The following is a 22,723-nucleotide window of genomic DNA, read 5'->3' as shown; positions in this document are numbered from 1 at the left end:
CAGGTCACTGATTCATCCGCTTCATTCCTACAACGTATCAGCTATTGGGCTGTTGAGCCAAAGTGGACAACTAGCGACAATGAAGGCACCAAACTACAGACGAACCCTGTGGGGTTGAGGCGATGAGCGCCGAAACTAAGACCTCCGGCAGCGCGACAACGGATATGGACGTCCCGGCGGGAGATATCGCCCGACAGATCCGTCGGGCATACAATCGACTCGGGTATCCACCGAGCGGGGCCGAAGCTGCCGAGTACGGCCCACACAACCGCTCGACGCTCGATCACCGTCACGACACCGACACCTCGTGGAATGACGTCCTCATTGCCGCGGGCGTTCCCACCGCTCGCGAGGTGATACTCACGGACCTCCGCGCACGCTACGCGGATCGTTACGAGTGGGACGGCGACCGGATCCGTGTCAAGTCCTACGAGATCGAGGACGCAACCGGTATCTCTGCCCAGCGCGTCGGCAGAGTTCTCACGGCGATCGCCGAAGGCGACTGCCCCCAGCCCGACGACCTCACGATCGAGCGGGACCAGACCGCACGCCACTGGATGTGGATCGTTTGCGACGGTGGTGGTGAGAGTGCATGAACGCCGTTAGTCGCATCCACCCTGAGGACGCGGTGACGTTGTCAAGCGGACCGTTGCGGGCGAGTATGCCACTGTTTCCCCTCACGAGATGCGTGATGAACACGCTCAGGCACGCTTTCTGGGTGAGCCAGTGATGATTCGCCCGGTTTCTCTGGAACTGTCGGGTTACAATCGAAAGCTGGTGTCCGAGTCGGCAAGCGGTATCGCACCCTGTTCGACTGCCTGCTCGGCCGACAACCGGTCCTGCATCACGAACACGGTGTTACTTCCTCGGCTCGTGTGGTACACCGAGTTGCGGAGGATGTCTGCGTGGTCGGTGTACTTCTCTCACACTCTTTCCTACCAGTGTTTCAATGCTAATTGGCAACAAGAACTAAGAAATAGGAATCTGTATAGAGACGTGCAGGTGTGTTTGCCTGTGCTACGTGCGGTCAACACGGGAATGCCGTGCGTAGGAGCATACGCGAACCACGGGCCGGGGGTCAAACCGACCGGCCCATTTTCCAGTCAGCCACCCGTTAGGGTCCTCTTCGGAAGCAGGCCGACGCACTCATCGTGGCTTCGATCTCGAGGATTTACTGTGCTGTTCACGGAGCGCAGAGCATACTGACTACTGGGAGGTGAAGGAGATATTTTGTAGACTTCTGTTCCGCGTAGAACCCAGCGTACCTCTCTCGTATCTTCACCTTGTCGCCAGAACCACTTAAAGAGACATAGCGACGTCTCGTCTACGCTTTGCAGAACGTCCTTCTTCAGTCGACTGGGTTGGCGTTTAGCCCACTCGCCGGTTCGGAGTCCAGTGTTGATACCGTGAAGAGCGATGCCGTCCTCGCCGGACTGGCTACTGAGTTCGGTGAGGTCGTGAGGTTCCCATTACTTACCCGTTTGGCGGGCGAAACCGAGTTGTGCCTCCAGCAGAAGACTCCCAGCAACAGCACGAAGACTTTCAAAGTCATCCGCCCATCCCGTGTGATGCGTGCGAGTCTGCTCTCCACTCTCACAGAAGTCACACGATCTCATTCCTCCTCTTGGATCACCTCACGCTCCCTCTCATTGGCTGTGACAACCATCTCAAACAGTTCATCGACGTCTGTGGACTCACTACTGAACACACAGCTGAACTCCTGGATCACCGACCAGCCGGCGGTATCAGTTGTCCCAGCTGTCACCTCGCGCCCCACAACCCGAATCAACCCCTGATCCCGGTGCAGGACGGAGCAGTTGCCGCCCTTGCGTGTCCGGAGCACCAAGTAGAGATTGTTGATCGATTTCACGCAGGCCTTGACGCACAGCAGAAGCTGACGGCTTCCCTTGATACGCCGCAATAGGTGTCATCACCATCTGTATTCGCTGACGGCGGTGGATCGCAAGACGACTCCCTGTGACCGTAGCGATGTAAATGAATCACAAGCAGAGATGACAGCACAGTATCTATCGGAGCAGCCCTTAGCCTACAAAAATGATGGATCGGGCCTGTTGGCGGGCGATCCCGCGCTTACGCGAGGCGGTCGGCGATCGAGAGAAAATCGCGAATGATCTCTCCCTCCTGACGTGAGACGGTCTGTGACAGGGGTGACTCCCGTATTTATGGATTACGGATAATCTGTAATAGGTTTGTTGAACAGGCGACGGTAGATGAGGCTACCTCTCGATGTAGACGATTCGAGCTATCGTGGTATTATTCGAAACCGAACGCTATCGCGTCAGTACGTACGCTGGCGAGTCAGCGACTCCGATTCGGATTAGAATTCTTCCGTATCGGTGAAAAGAATCTCCTCGAAGAGTTCACTACAGCACTCCCAGAGGAGTTTCGGAGGCGACTCTGCTTCGAAGACGACTCCTTCGTGGTGTGGTGTCTCCATCGACGCTGTCTGGTACTGAAAGTGCGCTGCGCCGAGGTTACTGTGATCTTCGTCCTGATGCCAGCCACAGTGAAAATCGAGGTTTGGATCGGCGTAGTCAACCCGAAAGACGTCATGCGGCGGCGTAAGCTTCCAATGGACCCCAAGTCTTGGAGACTCTGGACCGGTTGAGGGAACGACGCGCTGTGGGTCGACCTCGGCAGCCAGGTACCGTTTTTGAATCGCGTCTGGCTCGAACCAGACTGAAATCACCTCGGCTTGGCGGTTCAGGATATCCTTGAGCGTCCGATAGAGGGCTTGATTTTCTGCTCCTGGTTCATTCATGCGGAGGCAGAGCGCGGTTCACCAGGGAAGCGGTCGTAGAGTCGAAGGGCATCTTCGACGAGCCGGCGACGCGTGGCGAGGTGGTCCCACTCACGTGCGGCCTGACGGCGTTCACGCTCGTCTCCGATATCTTCGCTTGCGAGGCTTGCTCGCAGCTGATTGGATGTTTCGGCATCGTATTCGGATTTCCACGCGCGAATCTGCTCGTTCATCTCCTCAAGACTCCGAGCGAGCTCATCTGGCGAGTAGTGCTCGTAGAGTTCGCGCATTTCGATGAGGTACTGACCGACGGGATCGGGCTCGTAAGTGGTTTGTTGACCCTGTGAATCGGCGATCAGATTTCCGTCGTCTGCGAGTTGGCTGAGGTACTTCGTTGCGGTCTCGTGGGCAACTTCTGCTTCTGCAGCGACCCAATTGGCTGTTTGTGGTTCGCTGACCGTGAGCGCGACAGCTTCGACGCGCTCGGCCGCGGACAGGCCTTCGGTCCAGTCGCGGTTCGGATCACCACTCATGTCTCTGCCTACGCACTCCTAATGGAAATAAATTGAGGCGGATCGGATTATATCTACCCATCAGCTTGAAGCCAACGCGTTCGATAGCGTCATTCGATTTAAATCGTACAGTAAAGACGCTCGATGAGGGAGACAATCCATTTCGAATTCCGAGAGTGGTAGTTGCGACTGGTGATTTCAATGCATGGCCCGCATTCTCCGTGTCGCCAAGCAGGATACGATCGTCGGTTACAGAGCCGCCAGACAGAGTCGATGCATCTCGGTCGGTGAGCCATCCGCGCGTTCGGCGACGCTCGTAATTGTTCCCTCGTCGACGCTGGCATCAAGCATATCGAAGCCATTGCGACCAATCAACTCGAGGTCACGAGTCGTCCAGGTCGGTACATCGACCGAGCAGACCCGCCCGGAGAGATCCCCATCAGCGAGAGTGAGATCACCTCTCCCCGACTGCGTGGAAGTGACGAATATGTCAACTCCACGGTCAAACTGGGCCTTGACCGGGTTGGCGACGTACACTTGCAGGTCGTCCAGGATGGCGTGAAAATCGTCGTAGAGGACGGCAACCTCGCCAGCGCGAAAAACGTCCTTCACGACTCGCATCTGGTCTCTGAGTTTGTCACGTACCTGCTCGATTCTCTCCTCGGATGGCGTCAACGTCGGCGGGACAGCACTGCCCTCGGCGATGAGGTTGGCGAACAACTGTCTCGCAACATCGTCCTCCTGACTGATTTCGCTTCCTCGGATCGTGAGAAGTGGTTGATCTGCTGTTGTATGCTTGGCGAGACTCGTCTTCTCGCTATCGGCCGGGTCGACTAAATGGACCGGTGCAGCTGTTCACTTCGTCCACTGGATTGTTTCCTCCAGTTGGTGCTCTTCACGGGGATGAAGTTGTTCTCCGGATAGCGATCTGGGGTGAAGACGTCTTCTGGATTCATAACTCAACCACGACGTTTCTCCACGAAAACAGTTCGTGGTCGTTCAAGTTCACGCACCGACCCACCGAATTTCTTTAGGGTTAGCGTGAGCGTATCGACGGTGACGAACTGATTCATTACGGCGCGTGGAACCCCGATAAGACCCCGGCGACCGGCCCACAGTCAAGATACTCGACTGATGACTGAACGGTTACCGGCGATCGCACGGAATACGTGATCTGGTAGCCTGGTCGGCCCCTCTGCTTCTGCTGCCGCGATCACTCGCCGATCTTGCGCGAAACCTCGAACCGCGATCTGCCACGGCATCACTTGGATCTGGAACCATTGGGTTATTTTAGGCTAGCCTATAGGGATTCGCAGTGGTGTCCATACTTTCTAACGTACCAAATCCATCTGGCTGAGACCAGCGTGCGAGATACAGAGCGTGTAGTCAGCAAAAGGGCCATGAGGGCACCATCTACTCGATTTCTGCTGGTGTAGGGCTATTGCGACAGATCATTCGTCCTGTCGAATAGCAGCTATTTACTGATGAACGGTAATCAAACGTTACGGGGTAGTCACTACACCATCAACAGCAGAAAGAGGGAGTGGACGCTGACCCTTCAAGCGGGGTCGGATCGGGAACATCTTCGACAGCGACGTTGAAGTTCAGCGAAACCGTGCTGCCGCCCACAACGGTAACGATTTTCGTGGTTCCGCCGGCTTCCACATTATACGATCCCGCTGACAGGTTGGTTTCGATCTGACCAGCGTTGTTGGTGGCCCCGTTGAACACCTGCTCGCCCGTGATAGCATCCGTAATGACGACCGTCTCGTTCCCGACACCAGCGCCGTTCTGGTCGGTGATGTCCACGATCAACGACCCTGTACTCGGATCAGAATCCACTACCCCTGCAGCACTCACCCTGAATTCCTCAGCTATGACGAAACTTCCGCTGAGTACCAACGCTGTGCAGGCGAAAACACCTCCCCAGCGAATCCAGTTTGTCATAGCTCAATACATTCACTGATCTCCTCCTCCAATAATGTTTCTAGAAAGATATTTGTGTTTATGATATATAGCTTGAAAACTGCGTTCTGTCCGTGCGATTCTCTCGGACAAATTCTGGACTACTCTCACTCTTTGGCGAACCGTATCCAAATTCGGATACAGTATTGAGCGCGGGCGATTTACAAGATACGCGCCCTGTATCTCGCACGCTGCATCTCTCAACTGTTGGAGGGGACTCGTGCAAAACTACGGATTGCTCCGATAATCCCTATAACAAACTCCCGTCGGAGTCTCCGCGACCTCCCGTCCGAACGGGTTTCATGTCAACTGTCACTACGAGATTTGGATCCGGGTTGTTTTAGGCCGGCCTGAAAATCGACGGTTTTATGCATTTTTAGGTTAGCCTAAGAATATATGCGACAACCAGATACGCGAGCACCCGCACTCCGTGCAACGGTTTCGACTCGTCGTGGAGGTGGAGCACGATGAGCTATCTCGAGCAGGATAACAGCGCCATCCTCTCCCAGCAAGCCGGGCGTGAATCGAACGCGCGGACGTATCCCCGCCATCTCCCGCTGGCTATCCGCGAGGCACAGGGAGTCACCGTAACGGACATGGACGGGAACGAATACTACGATTGTCTTGCCGGGGCGGGGACGCTCGCCCTCGGCCACAATCACCCGCGAATCGTCGAAGCGATGGAGCGCACGCTCGAGACCAGTCGACCGCTCCACACGCTCGACATCTCCACGCCCGCGAAAGAGCGGTTCGTCGACTCGCTGTTCGAGAGCCTGCCCGACGAGTTCAGCGAGCGAGCGAAGGTGCAGTTCTGTAGTCCGGCCGGAACCGACGCCGTCGAAGCGGCTCTCAAACTCGTCAAGACGGCCACCGGGAACCGGAGCATCCTCGGATTCCAGGGCGCCTACCACGGGATGACGAGCGGGGCGCTCTCGCTGATGGGCGACACCGACGCCAAGGAGCCCATTCCGGGACTGATGAACGAGGTCCACCACCTGCCGTTCCCGTACGACTATCGGTGTCCGTTCGGCGTCGGCGGCGAGACCGGTCACCGGATCGGAAGCGACTACGTCGAGAACCTTCTCGACGACGATGAAAGTGGAATCACCGACCCTGCCGGGATGATTCTCGAACCCGTTCAGGGAGAAGGGGGAACGATCCCCTCACCCGATGCGTGGCTCCGAGAGATTCGTCGCATCACGCGCGAGCGCGACATCCCGCTCATCCTAGACGAGATTCAGGCGGGTCTCGGGCGGACCGGCGAGACGTACGCCTTCGAGCACGCCGGCATAATACCCGACGTAGTCACGCTCTCGAAAGCCATCGGCGGCGGGCTCCCGCTCGCCGTCGTCGTCTACGACGAGGAGCTCGACGTCTGGGAGCCGGGCGCGCACGCAGGAACGTTCCGCGGAAACCAGCTCGCGATGGCGGCCGGAGAAGCGACCATCGACTACGTACTCGAGAACGATCTCGACGCCCACGCTGCCAACGCGGGTGCACGTCTCCGAGAGCATCTCGAATCGACGGCCGAGCAGTTCGGTTCGATAGGAGACGTCCGTGGTCGCGGGCTGATGCTGGGCGTCGAGTTCGTCGACACCGACGCCGACTGGCAGGGTCCGGGTCCGCACGCTCCGGACGGCGATTTCGCGGCGGCAGTTCAGGCCGAGTGTTTCGACCGCGGACTTATCGTCGAACTCGGTGGCCGCGAGAGCGCGACCGCCCGGTTCCTCCCGCCACTGATCGTCTCCGTGTCCCAGATCGACGAGATCGCCGCCATCTTCGAGGAGGCCGTCGCCGCCGTCACCAAGACCGACGCGGAACCAGCCGAGGTGGCCGCATGAGCGGGGACGAACTGTTCCTCGGCTCCGAGACAGGTACTACCGCGTACCGGGAGGCCATGGAGCGGGCGACCGACGCCGTCGTGAGTAGCTTCGACAGCACCGATAACCCCTACTCCGGGCGGTCGCCAGAAGCGCTCTCCGGGGCATTCGAAGACCCCGTCATTCCCGAAACCGGGACGGGTCTCGAGGCCGCTATCGACGAGGCCGCCACGAGGATTCTCGCACATTCCGTCGCGACCTCGAACCCGCGGTGTGCGGCTCACCTCCAGTGTCCGCCCATGATTCCGGGGCTCGCTGCGGAGGCGATGCTCACTGCGGCGAATCAGTCGCTCGACTCCTTCGATCAGGCGCCCGCCGCGACCGTCCTCGAAGGAGAGGTCGTAGATGCCCTTTGCGGACTGTTCGATCTTCCAGACGTCTCGGACGGCGTCTTCACAAGCGGCGGGACGCAGTCGAACTTCCAGGCCCTCCTGTTGGCCCGCGACCGTTACTGTCATCGACAGTTCGGCCGCGACGTGCAGTCGGGCGGACTTCCACCAGAAGCCGAATCGCTTCGCGTTCTCTGTTCGGAGGAAGCCCACTTCACGGGTAAGCAGGCGGCCCATCACCTCGGACTCGGCGAAGACGCGGTCGTCACTGTCCCCATCGACGAGGACCGCCGGATGGATACGGACGCGCTCGACGCGATACTCGCCGAACTCGACACCGGTGACGCGAACCCCTTCGCGCTCGTCGGGACTGCCGGGACCACCGACTTCGGCAGCATCGATCCGCTAACCGAACTCGCTGACCGGGCGGCTGAGTACGACCTTTGGTACCACGTCGATGCCGCATACGGCGGTGCCCTCGCTCTGACTGGCCACGCCGACCTGCTCGACGGCATCGAGCGCGCCGATTCTGTTGCCGTGGACTTCCACAAACTGTTCTACCAGCCCATCAGCTGCGGCGCGTTCCTGCTGGGCGACGGGGATGATTTCGGGTGGATGGCGCGCAATGCTGCCTACCTCAATCCGGAGGAGCACGACGAAACCGGCGTTCCGAACCTCGTCGCGAAGTCCGTCCAGACGACGCGTCGGTTCGACGCGCTGAAACCCTACGTCGCGTTCCGTGCAATCGGTCGCGAGGGAATGGCAGCTCTCGTCGAGGAGACCCTGAATTTGGCCCGAGACGCTGCATCGCTCATCGAGGAGGCGACCGATTTCGAACTGTTGCACGAGCCGACGTTGAACGCGGTCGTCTTCCGCTATCGCCCGCGCGAAGCGATGTCCGACGCCGCTGTGAGCCGGTTGAACGCGAACGTTCGAGAACAGTTGCTCCACGACGGTCGGGCCGTCGTCGCCAGGACGGAGGTCACGGGCGTGACCAGTCTGAAGTTCACGCTGCTGAATCCGACCGCGACGCTGGACGACGTCGCCGAGATGTTAGACGTCATCAGGGACTGCGGCGCGGCGGTCGTCCGAGACGAGGAGGTGGTCGCATGACACTGTCGTTCGACGGTCGTGCGGACCGGGACGTCGATCCCGCCGAACGGGCCGACGACGCCGCGATACACGCGTTCCTCAACTGTTACCTCCGCGAGACTGGCGACTATACGGTCTCCGACGAGTCCGTTGCAGACGTCGCGCCCGGTCCCGAGGGCCTGCTTCGGACTCGGCTTCTCGAACAGCGGATCGACGTACTGGCACCCCTCGAGTACCGGTCGCCGACCGAGCGCCATCTGTTCGACATGCCCGTTCGGTATCGTCTCCCCGATGGGACCGTCTGCCGGGCCGACGCCGCGACCCTCGCATCACTCGTAGTGAAAGACCTCTCGCTGGACCGACCAGACGGCTCCGCTCCGGACGAGCTCTTAGAGCGAGTCCTCCGGAGCAAGCGAAACGTCGAGACCTTCGTCCGAGCACGTGAGGGTGACGACGCGCGACTCTACGGCGAGCGGCTGTCGTTCCGCGACACCGAGCAGGCGCTCGTCTTCGGGCATCACCGTCATCCGACGCCCAAGAGTCGTCAGGGCATCGCTACCCGGAACCAAGACACGTTCGCGCCCGAGCTTCGCGGGTCGTTCCCGCTTCACTACTTCCGTGCCGATCCCGACCTCATCACGTCGGACTCGGCGCTCGATCGGTGCGCCACGACCTGGGTGAAAGATGCCCTCCGCGACGACGACAGCGTGCCCACGTCGTTTGTCGAGGAACACGTCGACAGCGGAGACGCCTTGTTGCCGGTCCACCCCTGGCAGGCGGAGTACCTCCTCGACCAGTCACGCGTCCAGCGGCACCTCGGAGACGGAATCGAGCACCTGGGTGCCGTCGGGCAGGAGTTCTATCCGACGACCTCGGTCCGGACTCTCTACGCTCCCGACGCCCCGTTCATGGTGAAATCGTCGTTGCACGTGAAGATCACCAACTCCGTGCGGACGAACAAACGCCCGGAGCTCGACCGAGGCGTGGCCGTCGCGGAACTTCTCGACACCGCGTTCGGCGACGAACTCGCCGATGGGTTCCCGAACTTCGATATCGTTCGCGACCCCGCCTTCCTCGCGCTCGACATCGGCGACGAACGCGAGTCCGGACTGGAGACGGTTCTCCGGGCCAATCCCTTCCACGGCGATCTGGCAGAGCGTTCTACACCCCTGGTATCGCTCTGTCAGGACGCTATTGTGGGTCGATCTCGTCTCGGTCGTCTCGTCACGACCATCGCCGAACGCGATGGACGTGATACCGAAGCGGTCAGCGAAGAGTGGTTCCGCCGGTATTTGGAAATCGCTATTCGCCCGGTGCTGTGGCTCTATCTCGATCAGGGCGTCGGTGTGGAGGCGCACCAACAGAACTCCGTACTCACGCTCGACGAGGCCGGCTACCCGAGCGAGTTCCGCTATCGCGACAACCAGGGGTTCTACTTCCCCGAATCGCAGTATCCCGAGGTCGACGCCTACCTCCCAGGCGTCGGCGAGCGCGCCGATACCGTCTGTGCCGATTCCATCGCCGACGAGCGGCTCCGCTACTACGTTGTCCTGAACAACGCACTCGACGTCGTCAACGCCTTCGGAAGCGCCGGGCTCGTCGACGAGCGGCAGCTGTTGGCGCTCCTCCGCGACGAACTCGAACGGGCTCGCGACCGCTACGACCGTCCCTCGTCGGACTTTCTCGCCCCGCTGCTGGAGTCGCCGACCGTCCCCTGTAAAGCCAACTTACTGACGCGCTTCCGGGGACTGGACGAACTGGAGAACGACCTTGAGAACCAGTCCGTCTACACGGACGTGAAGAACCCCCTCGTCACCGAACTCGATTCATGACCGGACCCGACGCAACCATCGCGACTGATTACGACTACCAGACCTACGACCCGACGATCGAGAAGACCATCTCGCTCCGGCAGGCGACGTTCGACCGCGACCTCGGTCGGCTCCACGCCTGGCTGGCGAGCGACCACGTGAAACCGTACTGGGAGCTCGATCTGCCGTTGCCGGCGTTCTGCGACCGCCTCACCGGGAAACTCGCGGATGGTCATCTGACGCCCTACATCGGGTGTTTGGACCACGTTCCGATGAGCTACTGGGAGTGCTACTGGGCGGCCGAGGACGACGTCGCGAACCACTACGACGCCGAGCCGACCGACCAGGGCGTCCACCTGCTCATTGGCCCCGAGGAGTATCTGGGACAAGGCTACGCGGTACCCCTGATGCGAGCCGTAGTCGGGATACAGTTCCGCCACCCCGAGACCGACTGCGTCGTCGCGGAACCGGACGCTCGCAACGAGCGCGTCATCCACGTCTTCGAGCAGTGCGGGTTCGAACCGCGACGGGAGTTCCGCTTCGACGAGGCCGAGAAAGACGCCGTACTGATGGTCTGCGAGCGAGAGCGGTTCGAGACCGATGTACTCGTTGACGCGACCGCTGCGCCCCGAACGGGGGCGGACGACCGCAGCGAGGTGAGTCCCGATGACTGATTCGGACCTCGTACACGATGTCGTCGGCGTCGGACTGGGACCATTCAATCTCGGTCTCGCAGCCCTGTTGGACGGCGTCGAGGAATCCGTTGATGCCGCGTTACTCGAACGAGAGCCCGAGTTCAACTGGCACGAAGGAATGCTGCTCGAGGGAACGACCCTCGAGGTGCCGTTCCTTGCCGACCTCGTGTCGCTCGCGGACCCGACGAACCCACACAGCTATCTCAACTACCTGCGGGAAACGGGGCGCATCTACGAGTTTTACTTTTACGAGACGTTCCAGACGCTCCGTCGCGAGTACAACGACTACCTGCAGTGGGTCTGCGAGAACGTTGACAGCTGTCGGTTCAGTCGCGAGGTGACCGAACTCCGGTGGGACGAGGAGCGCGATCACTACGTCGTCACGGCCCGCCATCCTGAGACCGGCGACCGGTTCGAGTACCGCGGCGAAAACGTCGCGCTCGGGATCGGATCGCGGCCTCAGATTCCGGAATCGCTCCAGGGCCATCCGGACGAGGACGTCTTCCACACGGCACGCTACCGCGACAACCGCGAGCGTGTACTGAATGCCGAGTCGGTCACCGTCGTAGGATCAGGCCAGAGCGCCGCCGAAGTCTTCCAGGACCTGCTGGAACGACAGCCAGAGGGACGGTATCGACTGGACTGGTTGACGCGCTCGGACGGCTTCTTTCCGATGGAATACTCCAAGCTTGGGCTGCAACACTTCACGCCCGAGTACGAGCAGTACGTCTACGACCTTCCTCAAGGAGTGAAAGACGACCTCATTCCGAACCAGGAGCTGCTCTACAAGGGCGTCGACCCGGAAACGAGCGCGGAAATCTACGACCTCCTCTATCGGCGCTCGATCGGCGACTGTGATCCCGACGTCGGTCTCTTCGCGATGACCGAGGTGCGGGACATCGCCGACACGGGTGAGGCATACGCCCTCGACTGCCACCAGTGGCAGGCTGAGGAGTCGTTCGTCCACGAAAGCGAGGTCGTCGTCCTCGGGACCGGATACGAGCGCCCGATTCCGGGCTTCCTCGAACCGCTCAAGGAAGCGATCAACTGGGACGACAAGGGCCGATTCGAGGTGACGCCGAACCATCACCTCGACATCGACGTGACGGGCGACGTGTTCCTCCAGAACGCCGAACTCCACACCCACGGGGTCGGTGTTCCCGACCTCGGGCTCGGTTGCTATCGGAACACGAAGTTCGTCAATCGCCTCGTCGGCCGGGAAGCCTACCCCGAAGACAACGACACAGTCTATCAGGACTTCGCAGTGGAGCAGTTCGTCGAACGCGCACCGTCCGCCTCCCGGCAGCCCGGGAGCGAAGCAACTCCCACCAACGACAATTAACGATGGATCCGAACGACACGATACGACGGCACGCACTGGACAGCGAAACGTGGGAGACGGTCGAATCCCGGCTCCTCACGAAGATGCTCGAAGAGTTCACGTACGAAGAGATTATCGCACCTCGAAAGGTCAATGTCGACGACGAGCCTGCTACCTACCGCTTCGACCTCGGCGAGGCATCGTACCGATTCGAAGCGACGGAGCGGTTGATGGACGGCCTCCACGTCTACGGCGACACCGTCGAACGTCGCGACGGGAGCGACGACTGGACCGCGTTCACGGATCCGCTCGGACTCGTTCACGATCTCGGCGAAACCACTGATCTCGACGGTCTGACTGAGGGGAACCTCGTTCGCGAGTACAAGCGAACGCTTCTCGCCGACGCCCACATCGAGGCACGCAAGCGAAACCGCGACGACGTCAATCTACTCGACTTTGACTATGCCGAACTCGAGGGCGAGATGGAGGGTCACCCCTGGATCACGTACAACAAAGGTCGTCTCGGCTGGGGGTACGACGACTACCAACAGTTCGCACCCGAGCGGAAAACCCCCGTGACGCTCTCATGGGTCGCCATCTACAAGGAAAAGGCGACCTTCGTCGCTACGGAAAACGTCGATCACGACTCGCTCGTCCGGCGCGAACTCGGTTCCCGTTACGAGGAGTTCCGCGACCGGCTGGCCGCACGGGGCCTCGACCCGGACGCCTACTACTTCCTGCCGGTGCACGACTGGCAGTGGGAGAACAGTATCGTCCCGCTGTTCCCCGATCACATCGCGGCCGAGGACATCGTGCCACTCGGTGAAGGACCGGACGAGTACCTGCCACAGCAGTCGGTACGTACCTTCGTCAACGTCGACAACGAGGAGAAACACCACGTCAAAGTCCCAATGCGGATCCTCAATACCCTGGTCTGGCGCGGTCTCCCCGGGGAGCGGACTGAACTCGCTCCCACCGTCACCGAGTACGTCAAGGGTATTTACGAGGAAGACGAGTTCCTGCAAGAGCAGGGGCTCGTCCTCCCGGGTGAGATCGCGGGCGTCAACTACGACCACTCAGATTTCACCGACATCGAGGGCTCGCCCTACCAGTACCACGAACTGCTCGGCGCTGTCTGGCGAGAGTCGATCTACACGTTCCTGGACGATGACGAAGAAGCCATCACGCTCTCCGCGCTGATGCACGTCGACGGCGAGGGCGAACCCTACGTCTCGCAACTCGTCGCGGAGTCGGGACTCACGCTCGACGAGTGGCTTGCGGAGTTCTTCGAGACTGTGCTTCCGCCGCTCTTGCACTTCCTCTATCGCTACGGTACGGTCTTCTCCCCGCACGGACAGAACACGATCCTGGTCGTTGAAGACGCGGTTCCATCCCGCCTCGCGGTCAAGGACTTCGCCGACGACGTGAACGTGAGCGACCGGCCGCTTCCCGAACTGGACGCGCTCGCAGATGAGATGCACGACGTTCTCCGAAAGGAGCCCCCCGAGGGACTCTGTCAGTTCATCTTCTGTGGACTGTTCGTCTGTGTGCTCCGATACGTCGCGGACCTCCTCGTGGAACACGAGGAGTACTCCGAAGATCAGTTCTGGACCCACGCGCGGGAGACGATACTTGACTACCAGTCGCAGTTCCCCGAACTGGAAGAACGGTTCGAGCTCTTCGACCTGCTTCAGCCCGAGTTCACGAAGCTCAGCCTCAACCGGAACCGAATCTTCGACTACGGCTACGACGACGCGCCCGGTCGTCCCCACGCCACCGAGCACGGCACGGTGACGAACCCCCTCTATGAGGTCGCAGCCGACACGCCGGAGCACGCGAAACGGTCGAGCCGCGCTGACGACTAGGAAATGAGTAGCGCGCTAACACGGCGGCTCAAGACAGCATTCATCGCCGACGAGGAGCCACCGCTGTGGACGCGTGCCTTCCTGCTCGGTTGCGGGACACAGTTTCTCGCCTGCAGCGGCTACGCGGCGATCCATCCGACGTTTGCGGTGTATATGGAAACGGTCACCCAAAGCGAGTCGCTCATCGGCCTCGCGTTCGGCACGTTCACCTTTGCAGCCACGGCCGATAGCCGGGTGGCTGCTTGACCGCTTCGGCCGGCGCGGCGTCCAGGCGATAGCTGCTGTCGCGTTCGTGGCTACGACCCTCTCGTTCACGTGGGTGACCGCTATCTGGGTCGCGATCGGCCTTCGCATACTGCACGGACTGACCTGGGATGCCAGCAACACCGTGATGCCGACGATCGCCGCAGACGTGGTTACCGGACGCCCGTCAATCGGAGGGATTCGCGTACTTCGATGTGGTTCCGAACGTCGCGCTCGTGGTGCTACCACCAGCCGGGCTCTGGGTAGCGCATCGTTACGGGTTCGCCGTGCAGTTTGCCGGCGCAGCCCTGGTCACGTTCGCGGGCATTCCGGTTGGCGCAATCGACGCGTTGGTGCCACTCTACGCACCAACCGTCGGACTCGACAACGCCGGCTTCCTTTTCACGGTCATGGGCGGGGCGATCGCCTTCGCACGCACGGTTCGTGGACGACTCTCAGGATCGATACCGACCTTGCTTTCGGCGTCGTTCGTCTGTCGAGCTGCCGGACTGGCACTATTTGCCCTCGCCAGGCGACGTTTCTCGTCGACGGTGCAACACCGCTACACGAAGCCTGCCGCCGCCACGGCCTCGATTTCCGCGACGAACAGCATGGAAATCGTAGCGGCGTCGAACGTGTCTTCCGCGAGGGAAAACGACGCACCGCCTCGTTCTCGAACTGTTTCAGTCATGCCGATCCAGCAACTGCCGACGAGTGGTTGCGATCGTTCGCCGTCGCATGGAACCAGCTTATCTGAACACTATCGAAGTAGGGTCCGGTAGCGTTTTGAGCGCGCTGGCTCTCGGTTCACCCATGACCGACGCCGCGCCGATCACCGACCGTATCGACGATCCCGAGAGCGCCCGCGAGTCGGGCCGCCAGAAGATCGACTGGGCACGCGAGCACATGCCGATCATGCGCGCGCTTCGTGAGGAATTCGAGGCCGAACAACCTCTCGCGGGCGAGCGGATCGGGATGGCGATGCACGTCGAGGCCACTACTGCTGTGCTCACCGAGACGCTCGCCGCCGCCGGCGCGGAGATCGCGATCACAGGCTGTAACCCGCTTTCGACCCACGACGACGTGAGTCGGGCGCTCGACGCCCACGAATCGATCACTTCCTACGCCGAGCGCGGCGTCGACGACGACGCCTACTACGCCGCGATCGAGGCCGTGATCGGCCACGAGCCCACGATTACTGTGGACGACGGGATGGACATGGTCGCCGCGATCCACGACGACTATCCCGAACTCATCGACTCCATCGTGGGTGGGTGCGAGGAGACGACGACGGGCGTCCACCGCCTCCGCGCGATGGACGACGACGGCGCGCTGGAGTACCCCGTGTTCGCGGTGAACGACACGCCGATGAAACGGCTGTTCGACAACGTTCACGGCACGGGTGAGTCCGCGCTGTCGGCGATCGCGATGACCACCAACCTCTCGTTTGCGGGGAAAACGATCGTCGTCGCAGGGTATGGTTACTGTGGCCAGGGTGTCGCGAAGAAGGCCGCCGGCCAGAACGCCCATGTCGTCGTTTGCGAGGTCGATCCCCGGCGCGCGTTGGAGGCTCACATGGAGGGGTACGAGGTCCTTCCCATGAGCGAAGCCGCGGCGAAAGGCGACGTGTTCGTCACCACGACCGGCAACCGCGACGTCATCACCGCCGAGCACTTCGAGCGGATGGGCGACGGCGCGCTGCTCGCGAACGCGGGCCACTTCGACGTCGAGATCGACCTCGACGGGCTCTCGGATCTCGCGGCGAGCACCCGTGAGGTGCGGCCCGGGGTTCAGGAGTACGAACTCGACGACGGCACGCGGCTGAACGTGCTCGCCGAGGGCCGACTCGTCAACCTCGCCGCGCCGGTCGCGCTCGGCCACCCGGTCGAGGTGATGGACCAGAGCTTCGGCGTCCAGGCAGTCTGTGTGCGCGAACTCAGCGGGGCAGCGTACGAGCCGGGCGTCCACGACGTTCCCGACGATCTCGACCGTGAGGTCGCCGAGATCAAACTCGACGCCGAGGGGCTCGCGATCGACGAACTCTCCGACGAACAGACGGAGTACATGGGAAGCTGGGATCACGGAACGTGAGCAACGCCAAGGGCGATCGTCGGGAGCGCGAACTCGTCAACGAGCTCGACGATGCCGGGTTCGCGGTGATGCGCGCGCCGGCGAGCGGCAGCGCGACCGACCGCGAGCTCCCCGACGTGCTCGCCGGTAACGACGGTGATTTTTTCGCGATCGAGGCGAAATCCTCCGCGGGCGACCCGATCTATCTCACCGGCGAGGAGGTCGAAGCGCTGGTCTACTTCGCCCAAAACTTCGGCGCGAAACCCCGTATCGGAGTACGGTTCGACCGCGAAGCGTGGTACTTCTTCCATCCGGGCGACTGCTACGTCACCGACGGTGGCAACTACCGCGTCAAAAAGGAGACCGCGCTCGAAGAGGGCACCGACTTCGACGAACTCACCGGCCAGTCGACCCGCACGCAGCTGGACCAATACGACGTCTAAGCAGGATGTGCCGGGGGAGCCGGCGGTGGCGCAAGGCTGCCACGACCCCGATCTGGCGTTCGTCACGCGGATGTCTGACGCAGATTTAAGTATCAACCGATCGTCGATCTATCCGGGCGCGCCGACGGCCTCGAATCCCCCCATCCTCCCACTCGCGCGCCCGGCGACGGTTCCCGCTGCGACGCCCTCCCCTCCTCGTGCTCTTTCGACGCTGTCTTCGATCGACTGACTCGCTAGGCCTCGCCTGTGTCCCCGCGGAGCCGGTCGCGGACGACGCTCACGGCGTCCGGTTCGGCGACGACCGCGAGCTGGTCGCCGGCCTCGATCGCGGTTCGCGGCAACGGGATATCCATCGCTTCGCCCGCCCGACCGTGGGCGTAGATCCGCACACCCTCCGGGACGTCGAGACTGACGACGCGTTCGTCGATCGCCGGTGATCCCTCGGGAACGGTGAGCGTGGTCGCCGCGAGCTTCTCGGTGATGTCGGCGAGGACGTTGAAATCGCCCCCGAGGAGTGCGGTCTTTGCCCCTGCGGCTCCCAACTGCTCTGGGTAGACGATCTCGTCGACGCCCTCGCTGTACTGCTGGTAGACCGCCTCGCTGAACTCCTCGCTGATCCGTAACACCGTGCGACAGCCGCGCTCGTTCGCGGCCGTACACACCGTGAAGTTGGTCTCGGGATCGCCCGTGAGTCCGCCGACCGCATCGGCAGTGTCGAGGTCAGCCTCGGCGAGGACATCGTCGGTCGCGCCGTCGCCCTCGATGACCGCAAAGCCCGCCTCGCGGGCGCGTTCGACCTTCGCCGGATCGTTGTCGATCACGAGAACGTCGTGGCCCTCTTCGGCGAGGATCTGTGCGGTCCGAATCCCGACGCGACCGTACCCGACGATCACACATCTCATGCGGCCCGGTACGCCACCCGGGATTAAAAACACTAACCCCCTGCCGAGGATCGCTCGCACCGATCGTCGTCTCATGGGGCGGTCGTCATCCCTCGAATTTTTGCCGCTGCTCGTCGATGTCGTGATATGGAGATCGAACCGTTCACGCTCGAACGCTGGTTCGACGAGCACGAACACGACGCCGACATCATGCTCGCCGAAAGCGGTATCCGGAGCCTCGATTCCTCGCGGTTCGACACCGATCCCGGCGAGCTCGGCTACGTGATCCCGACCGATGGCGACCCCGAGTTCCGGGCACAGGTCGCCGACCGCTACGACCGCTCGGCCGACGACCTCCTCTTTACCTGTGGCACGCAGGAGGCCAATCTGCTCGCTGTCCTCGCGACGCTCGACCCTGACGATCACGCGGTGGTCGTGACCCCGACCTACCAGTCCCTCTACGCGCTTCCCGAGGCGATCGCGGATGTCACTCGCGTCGAACTCACGCCGCCGGACTGGCGCCTTGACGTGGATGCGGTCGCCGACGCGATCGAACCCGACACACGACTCGTGGTCTGCAACAACCCGAACAACCCCACCGGACGATACCACTCGGGCGAGCGGATCGAGGCGCTCTACGATCTCGCGGCCGACAACGACGCCTACCTCCTCTGTGACGAAGTGTACCGGCTGCTCGCCGACGATCCCCTTCCTCCTGTCGCGAGTCTCGGTGAGTGGGGGATCAGTACGACGAGTCTCACCAAGGCCTACGGCCTCGCCGGCCTCCGGTTCGGCTGGCTGTGTGGCCCGCCCGAGATCGCCGATGCGGCGCGACGCTGGAAGGATTACACCACGATCTCGCCTTCGATCTTCGGCCAGCATATCGCGCGCCAGGCCCTCGGCGAGCAGGAGAAGACGATCCTCGACGAGAACCGCAAGCACGCCCGCCGGAACCACGAGGTCGTCCGGGAGTTCGTCGACGAACACGGTCTCGACTGGCACGACCCCGTCGGCGTCAACGGGTTTCCGACGGTTCCATCGGGGTTCACGGACGCCCGCGAGTTCTGCCGGACGGTGGTCGAAGAAGAGAGCGTGGTGCTCGCACCGGGCGACGTCTTCGGGTTCGACGACCGGTTTCGGATCGGGTTCGGGCTCCCGGCCGACGAGCTCGACGAGGGGCTCGAACGGGTCGGTCGGGTGATCGAAGCACACACGACCGAGTAGCGGCCATCGGGGAACGACAGGGCTGCTTCCAAACCGTTTATACTGCCGGGTTAGCAATCACGGCTATGGCCAGAGAGCAGACGCAGGTGCGCGACCTCGGCGAGGGTAGCTACGTGATGATCGACGACGCGCCGTGCAAGATCACGGCGTACAGCACGGCGAAACCGGGCAAGCACGGCAGCGCGAAGGCCCGTGTCGAGGGCACGGGCGTCTTCGACGGGAACAAGCGCAACTTCACCCAACCCGTCGACGCGAAGGTCTGGGTCCCGATCATCCACCGAAAGCAGGGCCAGGTCGTGAGTGTCGAGTCCGACGACGTCTCCCAGGTGATGGCGCTCGACACCTACGAGACGTTCACGATCAAGACCGGCGACGCCGACCTCGCGCCCGACGACGAGATCGAGTATCTCGAGATGGACGAGCAGCGAAAGATCGTCTGAGGACTGCGGTGTTCCCCGACGCGAGCGCCGAACGGGACGACGCCGACTACGTCCTCGTCGGCGCGCCGCTCGACCGCTCGACCACGTTTCAGCCCGGCGCACGCTTCGGTCCCCGCCGGGTGCGCCAGTTCGCGAAAACGTTCGACGACTACGATCGACGAACTGATCGCCGCTTTTCGGCCCTCGGCGTCCACGACGCCGGCGATCTCGACACGTTCACGGACGTCACGGAGTATCTCGACTTCCTCATGGGGTTGCTCGGCGACGCTGCCGACGACGGAGCCATCCCGCTGCTCGTGGGTGGCGAACACACGGTGAGCGTCGCGGGCGTGCGCGCGACCGAGCCCGACGTGTTCGTCTGTCTCGATGCCCACCTCGATCTCCGGGAGTCGTACGCGGGCGACGAGTACAGCCATGCCACCGTCACGCGTCACGTGCTCGATATCGCCGATCGAGCCGTCGTCCTCGGCGCGCGCGCCGGCAGCGAAGCCGAGTGGGAGCGCGCCGACCGCGACGACGTCACGGTGGTCCCGCCCGGCGACGTGGCCGACTGGGAGCCGGATTTCGACGACGGGACTTCGGTCTACTGTAGCGTCGACATCGACGCCGCCGATCCCGGATTCGCACCGGGGACCGGCACGATGGAACCGTTCGGGCTCGAACCGCGCGAGCTCCGATCCGTCGTCCGATCGGTCGCGCCGTCGACCGTGGGGTTCGATCTCGTCGAGGTGAACGACCGCGACGACGGCCAGGCGGCCGCGCTCGGAGCGAAACTCCTCCGGGAGTTCGTCTACACCCACGCTCACGCCCGAACCGACGACTGACGGTCCCGACACGGTCTCGAACGGTCCACGGCAATTTTCACTTTCACTCCCCGAATCGAGCCCGGGAACAGCGGTGCGATCGCCCGTCCCGTGACGTGCCGGCCCACAGTATATCCTCGTGCTCCTCGTAGCGGGTGTACCGTGTCCGGTCAGAGAATCGTCGTCGCTCGGTGTGACGGCTCGCTGTCGGAACGCCGATCATGAACGAGCGACTCGCCGCCGCAGCCGCGACTGTCCGCCGGATCGTTCGTCACGTGACCGGGAACTACGTGCCCTTTCTCGCGGGGAGCCTCGCATACCACGTGTTCGTCGCGCTGGTTCCCGTCTCCTTGCTCTCGCTCGTCGTGGTTTCGGCGGTCGGCGGCGAGGCCGGCGTCGACTATCTCGTCGAACTGACACAGCCGTATCTCACGCCGCGGGCGCGGGCGCTGCTCGCGAACGCCATCACGGGCGCGGCGGATCGAACAGGACTGGTGGTGTTGGGTGCTGGTGCGCTGGTCTGGAGCCTGTTCAGGATCTTCCGCGGGCTCGACATCGCCTTCGCGACGATCTACGACGCTCCGACTCACGACTCGCTCGGGCGACAGTTCGGCGACGGCGTCGTGGCCGTGCTCGCGGTGACTGGTGGCCTCGCAGCGTCGGTGGTCGTCGGGGCGATTGTCGCGGTAGTGCCGCTGGGGCCGCTCGCCCGGCTCGCCAACCCGCTGCTGTTCGTGGTCGTGCTGGCGGTCGTGTTCTTCCCGCTGTACTACGTGTTTCCGAACGTCGAAGTGACGCCCCGCGACGTGCTCCCTGGCACGGTGGTGGCCGCGATCGGCTGGGCACTCTTTCACGTCATCTTTCAGCTCTACGCCACCTACGCGATCACGCAGGAGGCCTACGAGGTGCTCGGTGTGGTGCTCTCGGTGCTGATCTGGGTGTACGCGAGCATGTTCATCCTCCTCACCGGAGCGGCCGTGAACGCCGTTCTCGGGGGCCACGGCTGAGTCGTTCGACGTCATCGACCCGGGGACGCCGACGACGAGAACGATCCCACTGGGCCGCTGTCCGGGTGCTTTTCACGGTCGCTCCCGTGGACCCCCGCATGCAGTTCTGCGACGAGTGCGGATCGATGATGCACGCAGACGGCGACGAGATGGTGTGCGCCGACTGTGGCGAGCGCGTCCCGAAGGACGGCGAGCGCGCAGCGGCGTTCGTGAGCACCGAATCCCAGACCACCGACGACGTGATCGAAACCAGCGAGGACGCCGCCGACGAGGGCAAACCCACCGCCGAGGTCGAGTGCGACGACTGTGGCAACGATCGTGCGTGGTACACCATCAAGCAGACCGGCTCGGCCGACGAGCCGCCGACGCGATTCTTCAAATGTACCGAGTGCGGTCATCGCTGGCGTGGGTACAGCTAAGAACCGTTCGCCGTCACGAACCGACTACAGTCCGAGTTTCCCAGCGAGATCGTCGTCGAGATCGCCGCCGATGGCGAACAGATCGCGCATCTCGTCGTCCGTGAGTTCGAAGTCGAACACGTCGGCGTTCGCCCGGACGTGCTCGGGGTTCGATGACATCGGGATCGGCGACACCAGCGGCTGTTGGAGCAGCCACCGGATCGCGACCTGGGCGGCCGTCTTGTCGTGGTCGTCGGCGATCCCCGTGACCACCTCGTTGTCGAGGCAATCGCCGACCCCGAGCGGGCTGTAGGCGGTGAGCATCACGTCCTCGTCGAGACAGAGCGAGAGCAGGTCGTCCCGGCGCTCGTGGACGTTGTACTCGACCTGGTTCGTGAGGATCGGCGCATCGGAGTGCTCGATCGCCGCGCGCGTCTCTTCGACCGAGAAGTTCGAGACACCGATGTTCTCCACCGTTCCCTCCTCGACGAGTTCGTTCATCGCGTCAAGGGTCTCCTCGTGAGCCACCTCCTGATCGGGCGAGTGGATCAGGAGGAGATCGACGTACTCGGTGTCGAGGCGGTCGAGGCTGTCGCGGGTCGACTCGATCACCGCGTCGTGGGCGCGATTCTCGCCCAACAGCTTCGTGGTGACGAACACCTCCTCGCGGTCGATTCCGGAATCACCCATCGCGTCGCCGACCGCCGATTCGCTCTCGTACATCTGTGCGGTGTCGACGTGGCGATAGCCCGCGTCGAGCGCGGCCGAGACGGCCCGATACCGCTCGTCGTCGGTGTCCATTCCCGACGTGCCGAAGCCGAGTGCGGGGACCGTCGTGCCATCCACGGTGATCTGTTGCATCCCGAGAGACGTGTTTGCGGCCAGGCTTCAAGATTCGGTTGCCGGCGATGGCTGGTGTGCCCGCCTCGCGACTCCCGACAGGGATCCAATTCTCGGTGAAACGGTCGCGAACGACCGGCGTG

The 22,723-nt window shown here is 62.4% G+C and carries 22 protein-coding genes and 1 pseudogene; 16 read left to right on the top strand and 7 right to left on the bottom strand.

The genetic code is table 11. The features are described 5' to 3' along the window. Positions 1-122: 122 nt before the first annotated feature. A complete protein-coding gene (locus PHA81_RS16875) occupies positions 123-596 on the top strand; it encodes a hypothetical protein (RefSeq protein WP_241430299.1) in 474 nt (157 codons plus the stop codon). 1,016 nt (positions 597-1,612) lie between these two features. Here the strand turns inward: PHA81_RS16875 and PHA81_RS16870 are convergent. From PHA81_RS16870 to PHA81_RS16850, 5 genes are all read right to left on the bottom strand, one after another. After that, positions 1,613-1,870, bottom strand: a complete 258-nt coding sequence (locus PHA81_RS16870; RefSeq protein WP_161606950.1) for a hypothetical protein — start codon at positions 1,868-1,870, stop codon at positions 1,613-1,615. Positions 1,871-2,338: 468 nt separating this feature from the next. Then, entirely contained in the window at positions 2,339-2,782 is a 444-nt protein-coding gene (locus PHA81_RS16865) for a hypothetical protein (RefSeq protein WP_005042770.1), read from the bottom strand. Then, positions 2,779-3,294 carry a hypothetical protein gene (locus tag PHA81_RS16860; protein WP_005042773.1) on the bottom strand — a complete coding sequence of 172 codons (516 nt, stop codon included), beginning with the start codon at positions 3,292-3,294 and terminating at the stop codon, positions 2,779-2,781. The genes PHA81_RS16865 and PHA81_RS16860 overlap by 4 nt, the downstream gene beginning before the upstream one ends. Positions 3,295-3,522: 228 nt before the next feature. Further along, entirely contained in the window at positions 3,523-3,993 is a 471-nt protein-coding gene (locus tag PHA81_RS16855) for a hypothetical protein (RefSeq protein WP_005042775.1), read from the bottom strand. Positions 3,994-4,797: 804 nt separating this feature from the next. Beyond that, entirely contained in the window at positions 4,798-5,220 is a 423-nt protein-coding gene (locus PHA81_RS16850; protein WP_152424457.1) for a carboxypeptidase-like regulatory domain-containing protein, read from the bottom strand. Positions 5,221-5,705: 485 nt separating this feature from the next. On the opposite strand from PHA81_RS16850, the gene PHA81_RS16845 reads away from it, so the two are divergent. From PHA81_RS16845 to hjc, 10 genes and pseudogenes are all read left to right on the top strand, one after another. After that, positions 5,706-7,079, top strand: coding sequence for a diaminobutyrate--2-oxoglutarate transaminase (locus tag PHA81_RS16845; RefSeq protein ID WP_005042783.1), 1,374 nt, complete (start codon positions 5,706-5,708; stop codon positions 7,077-7,079). Next, a complete protein-coding gene (locus PHA81_RS16840; protein WP_005042786.1) occupies positions 7,076-8,560 on the top strand; it encodes an aspartate aminotransferase family protein in 1,485 nt (494 codons plus the stop codon). The genes PHA81_RS16845 and PHA81_RS16840 overlap by 4 nt, the downstream gene beginning before the upstream one ends. Beyond that, positions 8,557-10,371 (top strand): IucA/IucC family protein, encoded by a 1,815-nt coding sequence (locus PHA81_RS16835; RefSeq protein WP_005042789.1) that lies wholly within the window; start codon positions 8,557-8,559, stop codon positions 10,369-10,371. Before PHA81_RS16840 ends, PHA81_RS16835 begins: the two co-directional genes overlap by 4 nt. Continuing rightward, positions 10,368-11,024, top strand: a complete 657-nt coding sequence (locus PHA81_RS16830; protein WP_005042791.1) for a GNAT family N-acetyltransferase — start codon at positions 10,368-10,370, stop codon at positions 11,022-11,024. The genes PHA81_RS16835 and PHA81_RS16830 overlap by 4 nt, the downstream gene beginning before the upstream one ends. Beyond that, complete coding sequence (locus tag PHA81_RS16825; protein WP_005042798.1) at positions 11,017-12,387, top strand: lysine N(6)-hydroxylase/L-ornithine N(5)-oxygenase family protein; 1,371 nt, start codon at positions 11,017-11,019, stop codon at positions 12,385-12,387. The genes PHA81_RS16830 and PHA81_RS16825 overlap by 8 nt, the downstream gene beginning before the upstream one ends. A 2-nt stretch (positions 12,388-12,389) precedes the next feature. Continuing rightward, positions 12,390-14,231 carry an IucA/IucC family siderophore biosynthesis protein gene (locus tag PHA81_RS16820; RefSeq protein ID WP_005042799.1) on the top strand — a complete coding sequence of 614 codons (1,842 nt, stop codon included), beginning with the start codon at positions 12,390-12,392 and terminating at the stop codon, positions 14,229-14,231. Between the two features lie 3 nt (positions 14,232-14,234). After that, positions 14,235-14,477 carry a hypothetical protein gene (locus tag PHA81_RS16815; RefSeq protein WP_005042800.1) on the top strand — a complete coding sequence of 81 codons (243 nt, stop codon included), beginning with the start codon at positions 14,235-14,237 and terminating at the stop codon, positions 14,475-14,477. 529 nt (positions 14,478-15,006) lie between these two features. Then, positions 15,007-15,231, top strand: a pseudogene (locus tag PHA81_RS16810) (IS6 family transposase); the annotation flags it as partial. 56 nt (positions 15,232-15,287) lie between these two features. Continuing rightward, entirely contained in the window at positions 15,288-16,565 is a 1,278-nt protein-coding gene (locus PHA81_RS16805) for an adenosylhomocysteinase (RefSeq protein ID WP_005042802.1), read from the top strand. Next, positions 16,562-16,987 (top strand): Holliday junction resolvase Hjc, encoded by a 426-nt coding sequence (hjc, locus tag PHA81_RS16800; protein ID WP_005042803.1) that lies wholly within the window; start codon positions 16,562-16,564, stop codon positions 16,985-16,987. The genes PHA81_RS16805 and hjc overlap by 4 nt, the downstream gene beginning before the upstream one ends. Before the next feature lie 233 nt (positions 16,988-17,220). On the opposite strand, the gene PHA81_RS16795 is transcribed toward hjc, so the two are convergent. Then, a complete protein-coding gene (locus tag PHA81_RS16795) occupies positions 17,221-17,889 on the bottom strand; it encodes a TrkA family potassium uptake protein (RefSeq protein ID WP_049909989.1) in 669 nt (222 codons plus the stop codon). Between the two features lie 126 nt (positions 17,890-18,015). Here PHA81_RS16795 and PHA81_RS16790 point away from each other — a divergent pair, with 126 nt between their 5' ends. The 5 genes from PHA81_RS16790 (at position 18,016) to PHA81_RS16770 (ending at position 21,761) form a co-directional block, all read left to right on the top strand. Further along, complete coding sequence (locus PHA81_RS16790; protein WP_005042807.1) at positions 18,016-19,092, top strand: aminotransferase class I/II-fold pyridoxal phosphate-dependent enzyme; 1,077 nt, start codon at positions 18,016-18,018, stop codon at positions 19,090-19,092. Positions 19,093-19,157: 65 nt separating this feature from the next. After that, entirely contained in the window at positions 19,158-19,532 is a 375-nt protein-coding gene (locus tag PHA81_RS16785; RefSeq protein WP_005042809.1) for a translation initiation factor IF-5A, read from the top strand. A gap of 8 nt (positions 19,533-19,540) precedes the next feature. Further along, complete coding sequence (gene speB / locus PHA81_RS16780; protein ID WP_005042811.1) at positions 19,541-20,356, top strand: agmatinase; 816 nt, start codon at positions 19,541-19,543, stop codon at positions 20,354-20,356. A gap of 200 nt (positions 20,357-20,556) precedes the next feature. Beyond that, complete coding sequence (locus tag PHA81_RS16775) at positions 20,557-21,342, top strand: YihY/virulence factor BrkB family protein (protein WP_005042813.1); 786 nt, start codon at positions 20,557-20,559, stop codon at positions 21,340-21,342. 98 nt (positions 21,343-21,440) lie between these two features. Beyond that, complete coding sequence (locus PHA81_RS16770; RefSeq protein ID WP_005042814.1) at positions 21,441-21,761, top strand: transcription factor S; 321 nt, start codon at positions 21,441-21,443, stop codon at positions 21,759-21,761. A gap of 24 nt (positions 21,762-21,785) precedes the next feature. On the opposite strand, the gene PHA81_RS16765 is transcribed toward PHA81_RS16770, so the two are convergent. Next, positions 21,786-22,601 carry an aldo/keto reductase gene (locus PHA81_RS16765; protein ID WP_005042815.1) on the bottom strand — a complete coding sequence of 272 codons (816 nt, stop codon included), beginning with the start codon at positions 22,599-22,601 and terminating at the stop codon, positions 21,786-21,788. Between the last annotated feature and the right edge of the window lie 122 nt (positions 22,602-22,723).

It is taken from the genome of Halococcus sp. PRR34, assembly GCF_028617175.1.
Classification (GTDB): domain Archaea; phylum Halobacteriota; class Halobacteria; order Halobacteriales; family Halococcaceae; genus Halococcus; species Halococcus salifodinae.
Note: the sequence above shows the minus strand (reverse complement) of the source record. Positions and strands in the feature narration are given on the sequence as shown.

Coding starts and splice junctions, on each gene's coding strand:
- PHA81_RS16875 (WP_241430299.1), top strand. CDS start 123: ATGAGCGCCGAAACTAAGACCTCCGGCAGCGCGACAACGGATATGGAC.
- PHA81_RS16865 (WP_005042770.1), bottom strand. CDS start 2,782: ATGAATGAACCAGGAGCAGAAAATCAAGCCCTCTATCGGACGCTCAAG.
- PHA81_RS16860 (WP_005042773.1), bottom strand. CDS start 3,294: ATGAGTGGTGATCCGAACCGCGACTGGACCGAAGGCCTGTCCGCGGCC.
- PHA81_RS16850 (WP_152424457.1), bottom strand. CDS start 5,220: ATGACAAACTGGATTCGCTGGGGAGGTGTTTTCGCCTGCACAGCGTTG.
- PHA81_RS16845 (WP_005042783.1), top strand. CDS start 5,706: ATGAGCTATCTCGAGCAGGATAACAGCGCCATCCTCTCCCAGCAAGCC.
- PHA81_RS16840 (WP_005042786.1), top strand. CDS start 7,076: ATGAGCGGGGACGAACTGTTCCTCGGCTCCGAGACAGGTACTACCGCG.
- PHA81_RS16835 (WP_005042789.1), top strand. CDS start 8,557: ATGACACTGTCGTTCGACGGTCGTGCGGACCGGGACGTCGATCCCGCC.
- PHA81_RS16830 (WP_005042791.1), top strand. CDS start 10,368: ATGACCGGACCCGACGCAACCATCGCGACTGATTACGACTACCAGACC.
- PHA81_RS16825 (WP_005042798.1), top strand. CDS start 11,017: ATGACTGATTCGGACCTCGTACACGATGTCGTCGGCGTCGGACTGGGA.
- PHA81_RS16820 (WP_005042799.1), top strand. CDS start 12,390: ATGGATCCGAACGACACGATACGACGGCACGCACTGGACAGCGAAACG.
- PHA81_RS16815 (WP_005042800.1), top strand. CDS start 14,235: ATGAGTAGCGCGCTAACACGGCGGCTCAAGACAGCATTCATCGCCGAC.
- PHA81_RS16805 (WP_005042802.1), top strand. CDS start 15,288: ATGACCGACGCCGCGCCGATCACCGACCGTATCGACGATCCCGAGAGC.
- PHA81_RS16795 (WP_049909989.1), bottom strand. CDS start 17,889: ATGAGATGTGTGATCGTCGGGTACGGTCGCGTCGGGATTCGGACCGCA.
- PHA81_RS16790 (WP_005042807.1), top strand. CDS start 18,016: ATGGAGATCGAACCGTTCACGCTCGAACGCTGGTTCGACGAGCACGAA.
- PHA81_RS16785 (WP_005042809.1), top strand. CDS start 19,158: ATGGCCAGAGAGCAGACGCAGGTGCGCGACCTCGGCGAGGGTAGCTAC.
- PHA81_RS16775 (WP_005042813.1), top strand. CDS start 20,557: ATGAACGAGCGACTCGCCGCCGCAGCCGCGACTGTCCGCCGGATCGTT.
- PHA81_RS16770 (WP_005042814.1), top strand. CDS start 21,441: ATGCAGTTCTGCGACGAGTGCGGATCGATGATGCACGCAGACGGCGAC.
- PHA81_RS16765 (WP_005042815.1), bottom strand. CDS start 22,601: ATGCAACAGATCACCGTGGATGGCACGACGGTCCCCGCACTCGGCTTC.